The 14,274-nt window shown below is 69.3% G+C and carries 13 protein-coding genes and 1 pseudogene; 5 read left to right on the top strand and 9 right to left on the bottom strand.

Annotated features, from left to right (window positions below; all coding sequences use genetic code 11):
- Positions 1 to 9: 9 nt before the first annotated feature.
- Both G6N51_RS25635 and G6N51_RS25630 read right to left on the bottom strand, forming a co-directional pair.
- Positions 10 to 882, bottom strand: a complete 873-nt coding sequence (locus tag G6N51_RS25635; protein ID WP_083173392.1) for an SDR family NAD(P)-dependent oxidoreductase — start codon at positions 880 to 882, stop codon at positions 10 to 12.
- A complete protein-coding gene (locus G6N51_RS25630) occupies positions 879 to 1,481 on the bottom strand; it encodes a TetR/AcrR family transcriptional regulator (protein ID WP_083173391.1) in 603 nt (200 codons plus the stop codon). Before G6N51_RS25630 ends, G6N51_RS25635 begins: the two co-directional genes overlap by 4 nt.
- A 74-nt stretch (positions 1,482 to 1,555) precedes the next feature.
- On the opposite strand from G6N51_RS25630, the gene G6N51_RS25625 reads away from it, so the two are divergent.
- The 3 genes from G6N51_RS25625 to G6N51_RS25615 all read left to right on the top strand — a co-directional run bounded on the left by G6N51_RS25625 (position 1,556) and on the right by G6N51_RS25615 (position 5,242).
- Positions 1,556 to 2,707 carry a phosphotransferase family protein gene (locus G6N51_RS25625; RefSeq protein ID WP_083173441.1) on the top strand — a complete coding sequence of 384 codons (1,152 nt, stop codon included), beginning with the start codon at positions 1,556 to 1,558 and terminating at the stop codon, positions 2,705 to 2,707.
- Complete coding sequence (locus G6N51_RS25620; protein WP_083173390.1) at positions 2,707 to 3,822, top strand: hypothetical protein; 1,116 nt, start codon at positions 2,707 to 2,709, stop codon at positions 3,820 to 3,822. Before G6N51_RS25625 ends, G6N51_RS25620 begins: the two co-directional genes overlap by 1 nt.
- Positions 3,823 to 3,895: 73 nt before the next feature.
- Positions 3,896 to 5,242 (top strand): flavin monoamine oxidase family protein, encoded by a 1,347-nt coding sequence (locus G6N51_RS25615; RefSeq protein ID WP_083173440.1) that lies wholly within the window; start codon positions 3,896 to 3,898, stop codon positions 5,240 to 5,242.
- Here the strand turns inward: G6N51_RS25615 and G6N51_RS25610 are convergent.
- On the bottom strand, positions 5,237 to 6,193 hold the full coding sequence (locus G6N51_RS25610; protein ID WP_083173389.1) for an alpha/beta fold hydrolase: 957 nt from the start codon (positions 6,191 to 6,193) through the stop codon (positions 5,237 to 5,239). The two genes, G6N51_RS25615 and G6N51_RS25610, sit on opposite strands and share 6 nt — an antisense overlap.
- A 131-nt stretch (positions 6,194 to 6,324) precedes the next feature.
- On the opposite strand from G6N51_RS25610, the gene G6N51_RS25605 reads away from it, so the two are divergent.
- Positions 6,325 to 7,683, top strand: a complete 1,359-nt coding sequence (locus G6N51_RS25605) for a flavin monoamine oxidase family protein (protein ID WP_083173439.1) — start codon at positions 6,325 to 6,327, stop codon at positions 7,681 to 7,683.
- On the opposite strand, the gene G6N51_RS25600 is transcribed toward G6N51_RS25605, so the two are convergent.
- The 5 genes and pseudogenes from G6N51_RS25600 to G6N51_RS25580 form a co-directional block, all read right to left on the bottom strand.
- Positions 7,680 to 8,210: an STAS domain-containing protein gene (locus tag G6N51_RS25600; RefSeq protein WP_083173388.1), complete on the bottom strand. Its 531-nt coding sequence runs from the start codon at positions 8,208 to 8,210 to the stop codon at positions 7,680 to 7,682. The two genes, G6N51_RS25605 and G6N51_RS25600, sit on opposite strands and share 4 nt — an antisense overlap.
- A gap of 319 nt (positions 8,211 to 8,529) precedes the next feature.
- On the bottom strand, positions 8,530 to 9,627 hold the full coding sequence (locus G6N51_RS25595; RefSeq protein ID WP_083173387.1) for a helix-turn-helix domain-containing protein: 1,098 nt from the start codon (positions 9,625 to 9,627) through the stop codon (positions 8,530 to 8,532).
- A gap of 44 nt (positions 9,628 to 9,671) precedes the next feature.
- Positions 9,672 to 10,850, bottom strand: coding sequence for a glycosyltransferase (locus tag G6N51_RS25590; RefSeq protein ID WP_083173386.1), 1,179 nt, complete (start codon positions 10,848 to 10,850; stop codon positions 9,672 to 9,674).
- Positions 10,851 to 11,360: 510 nt separating this feature from the next.
- Complete coding sequence (locus G6N51_RS25585) at positions 11,361 to 12,116, bottom strand: sulfate transporter (protein ID WP_083173438.1); 756 nt, start codon at positions 12,114 to 12,116, stop codon at positions 11,361 to 11,363.
- Positions 12,109 to 13,100, bottom strand: a pseudogene (locus G6N51_RS25580) (chemotaxis protein CheB). The gene G6N51_RS25585 and the pseudogene G6N51_RS25580 overlap by 8 nt, the downstream one beginning before the upstream one ends.
- Before the next feature lie 281 nt (positions 13,101 to 13,381).
- Between G6N51_RS25580 and G6N51_RS25575 the strand changes: the two are divergent.
- Positions 13,382 to 13,639, top strand: coding sequence for a DUF7218 family protein (locus G6N51_RS25575; protein ID WP_083173385.1), 258 nt, complete (start codon positions 13,382 to 13,384; stop codon positions 13,637 to 13,639).
- On the opposite strand, the gene G6N51_RS25570 is transcribed toward G6N51_RS25575, so the two are convergent.
- Positions 13,633 to 14,223, bottom strand: coding sequence for a nucleotidyltransferase family protein (locus G6N51_RS25570; protein WP_083173384.1), 591 nt, complete (start codon positions 14,221 to 14,223; stop codon positions 13,633 to 13,635). The genes G6N51_RS25575 and G6N51_RS25570 overlap by 7 nt on opposite strands.
- Between the last annotated feature and the right edge of the window lie 51 nt (positions 14,224 to 14,274).

The following is a 14,274-nucleotide window of genomic DNA, read 5'->3' as shown; positions in this document are numbered from 1 at the left end:
CAGCGGCGCCTATTCCGGCTCGAAGGGCCGGAAGCTGCCGTCGAGCACCTGCAGATGACCGATCGTGCGACCGGTGACTTTGCCGGGATCGACGAGTGTCAACTCCACTGCGGCCCGGGCGAATTCGTCCGCTGCGGCGGTATCGTCGAACTCTCGCGCATAGTAGGCCAGACCCGGCGTGAGGATCGGTTTCGACGGCGACAGGGCATTCACCGCGATGCGGTGATCGGCGAGATCGAACGCCGCGCACCGGGTCAGATGCTCGAGCGCCGCCTTGGATCCGCCGTACCCGGGCAGCACGCCGCCGCTGCGGTCCGGGTACGGCCCGTCGCCCGGGATCCGCGACGCGACCGAGGTGACGTTGATGATCGACCCCCGACCCGCTTCGATCATGTCGGGGCAGACCAGCTGCATCAGCTCGTAGGCGGCGAAGACGGCGATCTCGAAATGCCGGCGGTACGCGGCCAGCGGGATGCTGACGAATCCCGGCCACCCCGGTTTGCCGGGGCCGCTCGCCGGCTTGGCCGACTTGGCGCGCGGTTCGGAACCGGGCGCCGGCGGGCGGCCGGGCGCGGTGAAGGCCGCATTGTTCACCAGAATCGTGATGGGCCCCAGCGCATCCCGCGCCGTGCCCACCAACCGGGCGATGTCCTCGCGGTCGGTCAGGTCGGCGCGGATCGCCACCGCGCGTCCGCCCGCCGCCTCGATGTCGGCCACCGTCTCGCCGATGGTTCCCGGCAGCCGCTCGTCCCAGACCCGCTCGGTGCGACCCGCCACCGCCACGGCGGCGCCGTCGGCCGCGAGGGCCAGCGCGATCGCCCGGCCCAGTCCGCGGCTGGCGCCGGTGACGATCGCGGCCCGCCCGGCCAGGCGCCCCGTCATCGCGTCACCCCGTGCACCAGGATGGCGGTGGTCTGCCGCACCCACTCATCGTCGAGGTCGTCCTCCGGGCGCAGCAGCATGCGCAGCATCGTGGCCCCGCCGATCAACTCGATCAACCGGTCCGGATCCACGTCGGGATGCGCGTCGCCCCGCTCGACGGCGTCACTCAACCGCGCGCGCACCGTCGCGAACAGGTCCGCGAACCGCGACATCACCCGGGCGTTCAGGGCGGGATCGGCCGTCATGTCGGCCACCAGGCCCGGCAGAGCGGCGCGGACGACCGGGGTGGTGAAGACGTCGCGGGTGGCCTCGATCATCATGCGGATGTCGGCGGCGAAGTCCCCGGCCGGTGCCTCCAGCGCGGTGGGCGCCACCGGGAAGGCCGCCTCGTGCACCAATTCGGCCTTGCTCGACCAGCGGCGGTACAGCGCCGATTTCGTGGTTCCCGCGCGCTCGGCGACCGCGGCCAGGCTCAAGCTGGAATAGCCCATTTGGACAAGCAGTTCCGCGGTGGCCGATAGGATGGCGGAGTCGATTCGCGGGTCCCGCGGCCGGCCGGCACCGGGGGCCTTGTCAATGGCGGACGGGTCTGCTTTCATAACGCTACCTACCGTATCGTAATTGCCGCGCCGAGGTCTCAAAGAGGACGAAGTCTCAAAGGATGGAGGCACCCGTGGCCAACGAACCCGTGCTCGACAAGGTCGACCGGCTCCAGCGCTCCAGCAGAGACGTCACGACGCTACCCGGCGTGATGTCGAAATGGCTTTCGACCGTGCTGCCCGCCGGGGCCGCGCCGGAGGTCACCGTCGAAAGCGGCGTCGACTCGACGGGGATGTCTTCGGAAACCATCATCCTGACCGCCCGCTGGCAGCAGGACGGCAGTCCCGTCGAGCAGAAACTCGTGACCAGGGTGGCGCCCGCCCCCGAAGACGTGCAGGTGTTCCCGACCTACCGGCTCGACCACCAATTCGAAGTCATCCGCAAAGTCGGCGAACTCACCGACGTCCCCGTCCCGCCGGTGCGCTGGCTCGAGCCCACCGGCGAGGTGCTCGGCACCCCGTTCTTCGTGATGGACTACGTCGACGGTGTGGTGCCGCCCGACGTCATGCCCTACACGTTCGGTAACAACTGGTTTGCCGACGCCCCGGCCGAGCGGCAGCGCGAACTGCAGGACGCAACCGTCGGGGTACTGGCGAAGTTGCATTCAATCCCCAACGCGGAGAAGACCTTTGGCTTCCTGGCCGATGGGCACGATGGCGACACCGCGCTGCGTAGGCACTTCAATTGGGTGCGGTCCTGGTACGACTTCGCGGTGCCCGACATCGGCGCCTCGCCGCTGCTGGAGCGGACCTTCACCTGGCTGGAGGACAACTGGCCGGCCGAACCCGCCGCGCGTGAACCCGTGCTGCTGTGGGGCGACGCGCGGGTGGGCAACGTCTTGTACCGCGACTTCCAGCCGGTGGCGGTGCTGGACTGGGAGATGGTCACCCTCGGCCCACGCGAGCTCGACGTCGCGTGGATGATCTACGCCCACATGGTGTTTCAAGAGCTGACCGGCCTGGCCGGGCTGCCGGGCCTGCCCGAGGTGATGCGCGAGGACGACGTGCGTGCCACCTATCGGCGACTGACCGGCGTGGAAGTCGGTGACTTGCGCTGGTTCTACGTCTACTCGGGCGTCATGTGGGCCTGCGTGTTCATGCGCACCGGCGCGCGCCGGGTGCACTTCGGCGAAACCGAGAAACCCGACGATGTGGAGTCGCTGTTCTACCACGCCGGGCTGATGCGAAGGTTGGTCGGCGAGGGCCTGATCGGAGAGGACAACTAATGCTCGGACCGCTCGACGAGTTCCCGGTACACCAGGTTCCGCAGCCGATCGCGTGGCCGGGCTCCTCGGACCGCAACTTCTACGATCGCTCGTACTTCAACGCACACGACCGCACCGGAAACATCTTCGTCATCAGCGGTATCGGCTACTACCCCAACCTGGGCGTCAAGGACGCGTTTTTCCTCGTCAGGCGCGGCGACACCCAGACCGCGGTGCACGTGTGTGACGCCATCGACCAAGACCGGCTCAACCAGCACGTCAACGGTTACCGGATCGAGGTCATCGAGCCGCTGCGCAAACTGCGGCTGGTGCTCGACGAAACCGAAGGCATCGCAGCCGATCTCACCTGGGAGGGGCTCTTCGACGTCGTGCAGGAGCAGCCGCACCTGATGCGGTCCGGCAACCGGGTGACGCTGGACGCGCAGCGGTTCGCCCAGCTCGGCAGCTGGAGCGGCCGCATTGCCATCGACGGCGAGGAGATCGCCGTCGACCCCGGGACCTGGCTCGGCAGCCGCGACCGGTCGTGGGGCATCCGCCCGATCGGCGAGCCGGAGCCCGCGGGACGGCCGGCCGACCCGCCGTTCGAGGGCATGTGGTGGCTGTACGTGCCGATGGCGTTCGACGACTTCGCCATCGTGCTGATCATCCAGGAAGCGCCCGACGGCTTCCGCTCGCTCAACGACTGCACCCGGGTGTGGCGCGACGGACGCGTCGAGCAGCTGGGCTGGCCGCGGGTCAAGATCCACTATCGCTCGGGCACCCGGATCCCCACCGGGGCCACGATCGACGCCACCGCCCCCGACGGCACGCCGGTCCACTTCGACATCGAGTCCAAGCTGCCGGTGCCCATCCACGTCGGTGGCGGCTACGGCGGCGACTCGGACTGGCTGCACGGCATGTGGAAGGGCGAGAAGTTCGTCGAACGCCTCACCTACGACATGACCGACCCGGCGATCGTCGCGCGGTCCGGCTTCGGGGTGATCGACCACGTCGGCCGGGCGGTGTGCCGCGACGGCGACGGCGAGCCGGTGGAGGGCTGGGGCCTCTACGAGCACGGCGCGCTGGGCCGCCACGACCCGTCCGGGTTCGCCGACTGGCTCACCGTCGCCCCCTAGGCGGCCCGCGACGCCAAAAACGGCGGCCGCGTTTGCCGCACGAAAGCACGGGAATTGCGGTTGACTGGTGCGCGTGCCAAACCCGCCGTGGATCGTCGACGTCGTCGTGGTCGGCGCAGGCTTTGCGGGGCTTGCCGCGGCGCGCGAGCTGACCGGCCAGGGTCATGACGTGGTGGTCTTCGAGGGCCGCGACCGCGTCGGCGGCCGGTCCTTCACCGGCAGCGTGGCGGGATTGCCCGCAGACCTGGGGGGCACCTTCGTCGGCCCGACCCAGGACGCGGTCCTGGCGCTGGCCGCCGAACTCGGCGTCCCGACCGTCCCGACCCACCACGACGGCAAGAACGTCATCCACTGGCGGGGCTGGACGCACTCCTACCGCGGCACCATTCCCAAGCTTTCGCTGACCGGGCTGATCGACATCGGGCGGCTGCGTTGGCAATTCGACCGGATCGCCCGCAGCGTCCCGCTGTCCGCCCCGTGGGACGCGCGACGGGCGCGCGAGCTCGACGACGTGTCGCTCGGTGGCTGGCTGCGGTCCGTGCGCGCCACCGGCTCCTCGCGCGACCTGCTGGCGATCGTGTCCCGGGTGACCTGGGGGTGTGAACCCGACGACGTGTCAATGCTGCACGCGGCCCGCTATACCCACGCCGCCGGGGGCCTGGATCGCCTGCTCGACGTCGAAAACGGCGCCCAACAGGACCGTTTCCCCGGCGGCACCCAGCAGATCGCCGAGGCCGCGGCCGCCGAACTGGGCACCCGCGTCGTGCTCAACGCCCCGGTCCGCCGCATCGACCGGCACGGCGCGGGAGTGACGGTCACCACCGACGTCGGCCAGGCGGAGGCCGGGTTCGTCGTGGTCGCGGTCCCGCCCGCCCACCGCGCATCGATCGAGTTCGCTCCCCCGCTGCCGGCCGAGTACCACCAACTCGCCCAGCATTGGCCCCAGGGTCGGCTCAGCAAGGCCTACGCGGCGTATTCCACGCCGTTTTGGCGGGCCGACGGCTTCTCCGGCCAGGCGCTGTCCGACACGGGACCGGTGTTCATCACCTTCGACGTCAGTCCCCACGCCGACGGGCCGGGCGTCCTGATGGGCTTTGTCGACGCGCGCGCGTTCGACTCGCTGTCCCCCGAGCAGCGTCGCCACGACACGTTGCGCTGCTTTGCGACGTTGTTCGGCGACGATGCGCTCAAACCGCTCGACTATGTCGACCACCGTTGGGGCGCCGAACAATTCGCGCCCGGCGGTCCGACCGCGGCGGTCCCACCGGGATCGTGGACACAGTTCGGGCCGTGGCTGCGGGAACCGGTCGGGCCCATCCATTGGGCCGGCACCGAGACCGCGGACGAATGGACCGGATTTCTCGACGGCGCCGTCCGGTCCGGCCAGCGCGCGGCCGCCGAGATCAGCGCCTTGCTATGAACTGATCCGCACGTCCCGGGTCACCGACTCGGCGAGTGCCCGCAGGTGGCGGTTCACCTCGCGCGGGTGTTCCAGCATCGAGCAGTGGCCGCCGGGAAGCTCGACGAGGCCGACGACGTTGGGCGCGGTGCCCGCGATCCTGCGGGCCTGACTGATCGGGGTCAGCCGGTCGCGTTCGCTGCCGATGACCAGGGTCGGCACCGTCAAACCGTCCAGCTCCAGGTATCGCGAGCCCAACGCGGCGACCAGCATCCTGGCGCAACCGGCGCGCCCCGCGGGTGAGGTCTGCTCGAAGAGCCGATGGACGATCCTCGCGATGCTGGGATCGGCTTCCCGGCCCACCGCCAGCATTCCGACGAGGTAGCGGCTCGGGACGCGGGCGGCGCTCGGGATCGGAAACCCGCCGAACGCGTGGATGAGAGCGCGGGCGGCGGCCACCCGGGCCGGCGACAGCCCGCGCGGCACCGACAGCAGCTGCACCTTGCGGACCAGATCCCCGGTCGTGGTATTGATCAGCGCGACCGCGTCGGCGCGCCGGCGGACCATGTGCCGGTACCGCGCCGACCACGCGGCGATCGTGATGCCGCCCATCGAATGTCCGGCCAGCACGGCGCGCTCGTGCGGCGCCAGCGTCGCATCCAGCACCGAATTCAGGTCGGAGGCAAGGTGTTTCAGGCTGTAACCGTCGCGCCGAGGCATTCCGCTGCGCCCATGGCCGCGATGGTCGAAGGCGATCACCCGGTAGTCGTCGGCCAGATCGGCGATCTGGTAGGCCCAGGCCCGGATGGTGCAGGTGATGCCGTGTGCCAGGACAATCGGGTAGCCGCCCGGCGGCCCGAACACCTCGGCGTGCAACCGGGTGCCGTCGGTCGCCCGGACAGTGACCGTTTCGCTGGGTGGTAACACATCGGGGAACGGGTCGACGGCGCGAGCCGATCGTCGAGCACTCATCGCCGCTCCCCCCTCCAACGCGGCCTCGTCGCCGCAGTTAAGGACTGTCGCAAGTTTATCCCTAAGGTCCGTTCGGATTCGGTAAATCCGGCAAACGGTTCTTGTGTGAGACGCTAACACCCGTGTACCCGATGTCCCGTCGGGAATTCGGCGCGGCGGCCGCGGGCGTGGTCGGCGGCGGGCTGATGGCCGCCTGCACCACGCGGCGCCCGCTGACCGCCGGCCGACCGCGCCCGGGCCGCCCGCCGGTGCTCGTCATCGGCGCCGGCATGGCCGGCCTGTCCGCCGCCCGCAGCCTCGCCGATGCGGGCTGGCCGGTGCGGGTGATCGAGGCCCGCGACCGCATCGGCGGCCGAGTCCACACCGACCGCTCCTGGGGCGCACCGCTGGAGATGGGCGCGTCGTGGATCCACGGCACGGTGGACAACCCGCTGATGAAGCTGGCGCGGCAAGCGCAGGCGCAGCTGGTCACAACCGATTACTACAGCTGGGCCAAGCTGGTTGTCGATCCCAAACTTTCACCGCTCGACTACGACCCGACATTATGGCGGGCGTTTGTGGAACGAGCGCGGTTCCAGGTCGACGGTGGCAGCCTGGGCGCCGCGGTCGACGCCGCGGTCGGCGGCGTAGCACTGTCCGCCTCCGACCGCGCCCAATTGGCGTTCTACCTCACCACCGAGATCGAGAACGAGTTCGCCGCCGACGCGAATCAATTGTCAGCCATCACCTTTGACGAGGGCGACTACACCGGCGGCGATCAGGTTGTCATCACGAACGGCTACGACGCCCTGCCAAGGCTGCTCGCCGGCGGGCTGCAGATCGAACTGAACACCCCGGTCACCGCGATCGCGCAGCGCGACGACTCCGTCATCGTACGGTCGAAAGATCGCTCGTTCCAAGGACGCGCCGCCATCGTCACCGTTCCCCTCGGCGTGCTCAAATCCGGTGCGATCACTTTCGATCCGCCGCTGCCCGCCCGCCACCGCCACGCGGTCGACGCCCTGGGCTTCGGAGTGCTGTCCAAGAGCTTCTTCCGGTTCAACCGGCGCGGTTGGACATCGGACAACGCCTTCTACCAATATCTCGCCGCCGACCCCGGCGTGTGGGCCCAGTGGTTCACCATGCCGGCAGCGTCGGGTCCGATCGTACTGGCGCTCAACGCCGGTGACCGCGGTCGCGCCGTGGAGTCCTCCTCACCGCCGGATCTGATGGCGACCGCGCTGCCCGTCGCGCGCCGGCTGTTCGGCGACGTCTCGCCGGTGGAGGTCAAGACGTCGACCTGGAGCTCCGACCCGTACGCGCGGGGCGCCTACTCCTTTCACGCCCCCGGCTCCGGCCTCGACGACCGGCGCCGACTACAGGAACCGATCGGCGACCGGCTCTACCTGGCGGGCGAAGCGGTCGGCATCGACAATCCGGCCACGGTGCACGGCGCCGCGGCCAGTGGCCGGCACGCCGCCGAGCAGTTGCTGCGCCGCTTGAGTCGTTAGGAAGCCAGCCCGCGGACAACCGCCGACACGTCGCGCTGCGGCTCGTGCTGCCGCGCCGGGCCCGACACCAGCCGGCGGCGGGCCGTTGTGGCACATTCGATGTGCGCAAGGGCCGCGGCGACCGATTCGGCGAGGGGCAGCCCGTGGTCGGGCACGACCTGGGTGAGCCGGCGCAACGCCGCGCCGCTGACCACGCTGTATCGCAGCTGGGCCCGCTGCTGCTCCTCGTGGAGGACCAGCAGCGCGCGCAGGCCCGAGCCGGCGAGGAAGTCCAGGCCACCGAGGTCGAGCACCAGCGGGGCCCTCAGCCGCGCAAACCGGCGAACTGCCTCGGTGATCAGGTCGGCGTTGGACGCGTCGACCTCACCGTCGACGCGCAAGACGGTGGCTGTGCTGCGGGCGTGAACGTGGATTGTCGGTCCGGCGCAATCGATTTGGTAGCGGTTGCGCGGTTGGCCGAGCAACTCGGGAACATGTGGAACGGGAGCACGTGGATCGGGGACATGTGGATCGGGGAAAGCGGTCATGGGTTGTGCGCCCTTCAGGCTTGATATTGAGCAGGGCGAGCGACGACGGTGTCCGAGTGGCGCCCGTTGAAAACGGCAGCTGGGGACTCAACCTGTCTCGAGTCTACCGGGTATGGCGGCCGCCGGTGCGCATAAGCGCCGTCGCCGACCCACCGCTTGACCCGGAATAGACGGTCAACCAGGCGGTTTCACCCACGACTCGCGGTGCCGAAGATCACTTTCGGCGTGTACGCGTCGCGACGTGGCACCAAGGTGACGTCCGGTGGCATGCGCGGTGAACGCGGCCCCGCCGACCTGCGACCCGGCGGCGTGTCCGCCGTCACGACCCCGCAGTCATGTGCCGCAGCGTGGTGTGCGGACTCTGGCCGTACTTCTGGCGGTAGACCACCGCGAACCGGCCGGTGTGCGCGAAACCCCAACGCTGTGCGATCTCGGTGACCGTGACGTTGGGCGGCGAGGCCGCCAGCAGTTCATGATGGGCGCGCTCCAGCCTGACCCGGCGAATGTATTCGGTTGGCGTGGTGCCGAGTTGGCGACGGAACAGGTACTGTACCGCCCTGGGTGTCAGATGCACGGCGGCGGCGACGGCGTTGACGCTGACATCCTTGGCGGCGTGCCGATGGATGAAAGACATGGCGCCCCTGAGCGTTTCCGGCAGCGCGGGCTCGTTGACCGGATCCTGCTCGGTGATGTCGGACGGGTAACACTCCAGTAGTGCGCCGCCCAGCAGCGGAGCAAGCCCCGCCACGATCAGCGGCTGGTGGGCGGTGTCCGGGGACGCCAAGGTCATGGCCACGTGGTCGAGTGTCCGATGCCACGCCCGCGCGGCAGCGCGCGACCGTGGCCGCCAATTCAGGAAGTGGATCTGCGGCGGTAACGGCGCATGCCCTTCCGCAGCGACCTTGTGCAGCACTTCCGCGGCGACGCTCACCACGTCGAATCGCGCACCGTTGCACTGCAGCAAGCACGGCATGTCATCGGCGATCAGGATGGGAAAATCCACCGGGCCGAGAGGAGCGCCGGCGACGCCGATCGATCCCGCGCGAGGCTGGATCACGACGGCGCCGTCGGGGGCCGGGATCTCGAGGGCGACCCGGCCCTGAATCGTCACGTCGTCGACCGTCAACGCGCCCGCTTCGCAGCGCCGATGGGCAACGGCCGAGCGGCCGGTGAGTCCGCTGAGGCGCCAGCCCGGATGGTAGGCGCCGGCAAAGAACTGGCCCGCGGCCTGCGCATCGACGGTGCGGAACTGGTGGTATCGAATGGCCGAGGCCGGACCCCCCGCGCGCCCCCGATCATTTGCGATGCCAGGCCAGGCGGGGCCGAGATCGGCTTGCCGCGCGCCGGGCAGTCGATCGACCGGGCCGGCGGCCCCATCGGCGCCGGCCTTATCGGCGGTGCTCGTCATGGTGGTCATCGTTGGTGCTCGACGGCGTGGCCTCGCGTGCGGTCACCATTGCATCACCGGACCCCCGTGGACTGCAACCTCGACGGCGCCCAACCTGGATACCCCCCTCGGTAAATGTTGAGCGCGTCAAGGCCAATCCGGTCCCACGCATAACGTGACATGGCGCGGCTGCGACCCGCCGCGCCCATGCCCTCACATTGAAAACTCTGCGCGAGAAGGCTTCTCAAGGCAGTCGACAAGGCGCCCGGGCTCCCCGACGGAAGCACCAGCCCGGTGACATTGTCCACCACGACGTCGTTGAGCACCCCGACACCGAGGGCCACCACCGCCACACCACAGGCCATCGCCTGTAGCGCGGTTGTGGCGCGCGGTGGCTCTCGCGGCGTGCAGGCGATCACGTCGGCGGATCGCATCACCATCGGCAGTTCGTCACCGGCGACCGTGCCCGCGAACCGGACCCGGTCACCCACCCCCAAGTCGGCGGCGAGATGTCGCAGCCGGGCCCGTGCCTCGTCATGCTCCCGGTTGGTGACTTCGGTCTCCGCAACCACCACCTCCGCACCCGGAACCCGGCGTAGGGCGCCGATGACGATATCGAAGCCGTTGCAGGGCAATGGGTTCGGCGCGATGGACAGCACGCGGCGCAGGTCGGTCCGGACCAGCGCCGGACCGCTCGAGTTGTATCGCTCGACGTCGACACCGCTGGTCAGCGTGGACACGCGGGCGCGGCTGCGGCGCAGCCGGCTCAGCGTATCGACGTCGTCGGCGCTCTCACCGGTGACCCCCGTCGCGCTGCGCGCCAGTAGCGGTTCGATCCGCATCCGTTCGCTGTCTCGCGGCGCCTTCCCGCGAGCGTGGGCGCCACGGGTGGTGGCCAGGCCCAGGAAACTCTGGACGGTCGGCACTTCTCGCCGCGTCGCTGCCAATTGAGCGGCCAGACCGCCCAGCCAGCCGTAAGCATGCACGACGTCGGGTGGCTGCGCTGCCCACGCGCGCTCCAGCGCGCACGCCCACTCGCCCACGTACGGCAGCACGTCCGAGTCCGACTTCGCCGCACGGGGGCCGACGGGCACGCAGAATGTGCGATGACGGTCGGTGCCGGTCCGCGCCGCACGGTGATCGCCGTGGCGAACGAAGTGCGCCACGTCATGCCCGCGACCCGCGAGCGCGACGCACAACCGCCGCGGGTCGTCGCACCTGATGTCGTCGCCGCTCACGATCGCGATCTTCAAGGCACCCCTTTCGTGCCGGTGGCATACCCCCGTCGCCCACCGCGTTGTGCGTAGTTCTTACCCCATCGGGATTTACCCAGACCGGTATCCGGAAAACGCGGCCCCCCCGGTACTTTGTGCGCCCGCGCAATCATTTCGTTTTTTGGATAGTCGGGGCGACACGCGAACGGGGGGCATCGTCAGCGGTACTGCGGCGGGGCCGTCGAGTTGGGAGACTGGATGGGTGGCGAGCGACGCGCGGCAGCCCGTCGCGCTGGTAGTTCTGGTGGCCTCGGCGGGTGGTCTGGACGCCTTGTCGACCGTCTTGGGTGACCTGCCGGCCGAGTTCCGGCCGCGATCGTGGTGCAACAACACCTCGGGGCCCACGACAGCGTGCTGCCGACGATCCTCCGCCGGCTCACCGCCCGGCAGGCGAGCGCAGGAGGGCCTCGAAAGCCTCGTCGGTCGTGCCGTCCATCGATGTCGTCCGCTCCAGGGGGGCTTCGGAGGACTCGAACACTACTCGCGAGCTCACAATTGATTTTCGTGACCGAACAAGGCCCAGACCGTCTTCCCCGACGGGGTCGGCGTACTGCCCCACACGCGGCACAATGCCGAGACGATGGCCAAACCGGACACGATTTCGGCGCCACGCTCATCTTCGTGCCGGCTCGGCAGGCGGTCGCTGCAGTCCTCGACCGCGACGGTGACGGCGTCGCGATAGGTTTCCAGGAGTAGCACCGGCGAACTTTCGGTGTGCTCGAGGACATTCTCGACGAAGACCGTGGCGACCGTGGATGCCGCCGAGATGAGGTCTGGGCGGTCCCATTCCCTGAGCCAATCGGTGACGACGGCGCGGGCAAAGCCGGAGCTGCCGCGCGAGCGCGGGAGCTCCGTGCGCGCCCGCCGCCGGACGTGTAACGACGGGCTCGCGATTGCGTGCAGCGCCAGCTCACGGGTGGCGTGCACCGGCACGTACCGGGTGACGCCGCTGGCGGCGATCGCCCGCCGGGCGCGCTGTTCCGAGCACACCAGCATGATGGGCACGTCGGGCCAGATGCTGACGTGCCAGCGGGCGCTGGTGAACACGGTCCAGGCCGAGGCCGCCGGCGCGGAAAGCCGGTCGACATCGACGATCACCGCACGGGGCTCGTTCAGGGCGGCCTTGATCACCGCGTCGCGCACGCCTCGGTACGTGGAGCTGTCCAGCACCCCGGCGATCAGCAGAATCGGCAGCGCTTGCTCGGTATGTAAGTGGACCCGGATCGTCGGCGCGCCCTCAGCCATCGGCACCGCCGGCGGCTGAACCGCTGTTCGACAACCTCGCGCCGAGCAGGCTCAGCGCCCGTTCGGTTTCTTCGGCGCGGCCGTCGTACCGCCGTTTGAGCGGGCCCGGCCCCACCTTGGCGGCCAGTTCCCGGGCCGGTCGGGCCTTCTCCTGCAGGCTGCGCAGGGCCACCCACAGCGCGCCCCCGAGCTCGACGTCCCGCGCCCTGAGCAGCGCCTCGGCCGTTCGCGCGTGACCCACCTGGCAGCGAAAGTTGCCCTCGCTGATGGAAACCAGCGAGCCATTGCGGTCGGGGCAGGTGTACCCCGACGGGGGGCCCAGTTCCTGGGTGTCGAAGTTGGTCGCGAACCGCGACATCATCGCGATGCGATTCTCGAGTTCCATCGCGGCGTCGTGCTCCATCTCGGGGTCCTCGGGCTGTTGGTGCGAAAACCCCTTGAGGAGCGCGCCGGTCTCGGCGGCCGAGGCCTGCCGTCCAGCACGCCGGCGTCCCGCGCGTTGGTCGGCAACGCGGGGAACAATGCGTCGCCGGGCGACTGGCCGATGGTCGTTCCGCCGCGTGAGCGGATCGCGGCCAGACCGGGCAGGACGCCGACTGCGCGCGGGCCGAATGTCAATGCGACAGAATGGAACATCGCGTTGATCGCGGTTCGGTGCCCGTTCTCGGTAGGGCCGCGGGAGAGCAGGGCGCGATGATCGTCGACCATCAGATGGCGGTCAGGTGGTGAGACGCAGATGTGCGCCGGTCCCAGCCTCGCCCCGTCTTCGGCCGCGACGGCGGGCAGGGGACCGCTCCGGTCGACGATGCTGGCCAGAACGCCCGGCGCATCGGCGGGGATGTGCAGCGTCACCAGGCAGGCATACGGCACGTCCGGCGGCAGACCCGCGGCCAGGTTTGACGGGGCTTCCACTCCCCCCGCAGAGGCACCGATTGCCACCACGCCACGCAATTCGCCGTTGCCGCTGGTCGCCTCGATCACCACTTCCGACTACCCGCCTCAATGGTAGGTAACCCACTCGCCGATGGATAGTCGCCGATGGATAGTCGCCGATGGATAGTCGATGATGGATAGTCGCTTGTCGCGGTTCTTTGCAACATTCGCCCGCGTTCACCCGTGGCAGAGATGCTACGAGATCGCGGGATTCGACCGACGAAACGGGCCGGGAGGAATCGGTTTTGACCCGTTTTGAAAGTTTTCCCCCCGGGCCCGGCGGGCATTCTCACGGGGACGTCAGGGATGTCGCATCGTAGGGAGGATGGATCATGCCGAATTCGTCGATCAAGAACGAGAAGTTGTACAAAGATTTGCGTAAACAAGGCGACTCGAAGGAAAAGGCGGCCCGCATTTCCAATGCGGCCGCCGCACGCGGTAAGTCTTCCGTGGGGCGCAAGGGGGGCAAGTCGGGGTCCTATTCGGACTGGACCGTCCCGCAGTTGAGGAAGCGCGCGAAAGAGCTTGGCATGTCCGGGTATTCGAGCCTGACCAAGGACAAATTGGTGGCCAAGCTGCGTAATCACTGACTCGCGCCGACGCCGGCGAGCCCCAGCCGCTCGACCAACACCAGGAAGGCGACAGCGTAATCGTTGTCGGCGGTGAGCGCCCTCACCTGCTCCCAGTCGACCTGTTCGCGGACGGCGCGCACTGCCGGCAGCAGCTTGCCGAAGTCGCAGTAGTGCTCGCCCAGGGCGCGTAGTTGCTGGACGAGCACCTTGGTGGGCGGCAGCACCGGCATCCTGATGGCCAACACGTCGTGCTGCTCGGCGCAGTCGAGCGTGGACGGCTCCACGCGCACGCCGTTGAGACGGTGCAACACATCGACCACCGTGTCGCCGGTGCGCGCCTTGAACAGCCAATCCTCCGGCGGACGTTCGACGGCGAAACCGGCATTGGTCAGGGTGGCCACGGCGTCGTCCACATCGGACTCGGCCACCACCAGGTCCACGTCGTGAGTGGGTTCCGGTGCGCCGTAGGCCCACAACGCGTAGCTCCCGGCCAGCGCGAAGCGAGGCCCATTCTCCTTGAGCGCCGAGGCCGCGCCGCGCAGCGCCTCCCGCAATTGCGGGCTCGAACCCGGCACGTCGGCGTGGGTCTTGATGGGTGCCATGGTGCCTACGAGATACCCCGCTTACCAGCGGCGCAACCCGGCCGGATGGCC

The organism is Mycobacterium paraseoulense, assembly GCF_010731655.1.
Classification (GTDB): Bacteria; Actinomycetota; Actinomycetes; order Mycobacteriales; family Mycobacteriaceae; genus Mycobacterium; species Mycobacterium paraseoulense.
The sequence above is the reverse complement of the archived record's forward strand: the minus strand, read 5'-3'. Positions and strand labels throughout refer to the sequence as shown.

Coding starts and splice junctions, on each gene's coding strand:
- G6N51_RS25610 (WP_083173389.1), bottom strand. CDS start 6,193: ATGAGTGCTCGACGATCGGCTCGCGCCGTCGACCCGTTCCCCGATGTG.
- G6N51_RS25635 (WP_083173392.1), bottom strand. CDS start 882: ATGACGGGGCGCCTGGCCGGGCGGGCCGCGATCGTCACCGGCGCCAGC.
- G6N51_RS25595 (WP_083173387.1), bottom strand. CDS start 9,627: ATGACCACCATGACGAGCACCGCCGATAAGGCCGGCGCCGATGGGGCC.
- G6N51_RS25630 (WP_083173391.1), bottom strand. CDS start 1,481: ATGAAAGCAGACCCGTCCGCCATTGACAAGGCCCCCGGTGCCGGCCGG.
- G6N51_RS25575 (WP_083173385.1), top strand. CDS start 13,382: ATGCCGAATTCGTCGATCAAGAACGAGAAGTTGTACAAAGATTTGCGT.
- G6N51_RS25570 (WP_083173384.1), bottom strand. CDS start 14,223: ATGGCACCCATCAAGACCCACGCCGACGTGCCGGGTTCGAGCCCGCAA.
- G6N51_RS25605 (WP_083173439.1), top strand. CDS start 6,325: ATGTCCCGTCGGGAATTCGGCGCGGCGGCCGCGGGCGTGGTCGGCGGC.
- G6N51_RS25620 (WP_083173390.1), top strand. CDS start 2,707: ATGCTCGGACCGCTCGACGAGTTCCCGGTACACCAGGTTCCGCAGCCG.
- G6N51_RS25600 (WP_083173388.1), bottom strand. CDS start 8,210: ATGACCGCTTTCCCCGATCCACATGTCCCCGATCCACGTGCTCCCGTT.
- G6N51_RS25585 (WP_083173438.1), bottom strand. CDS start 12,116: ATGGCTGAGGGCGCGCCGACGATCCGGGTCCACTTACATACCGAGCAA.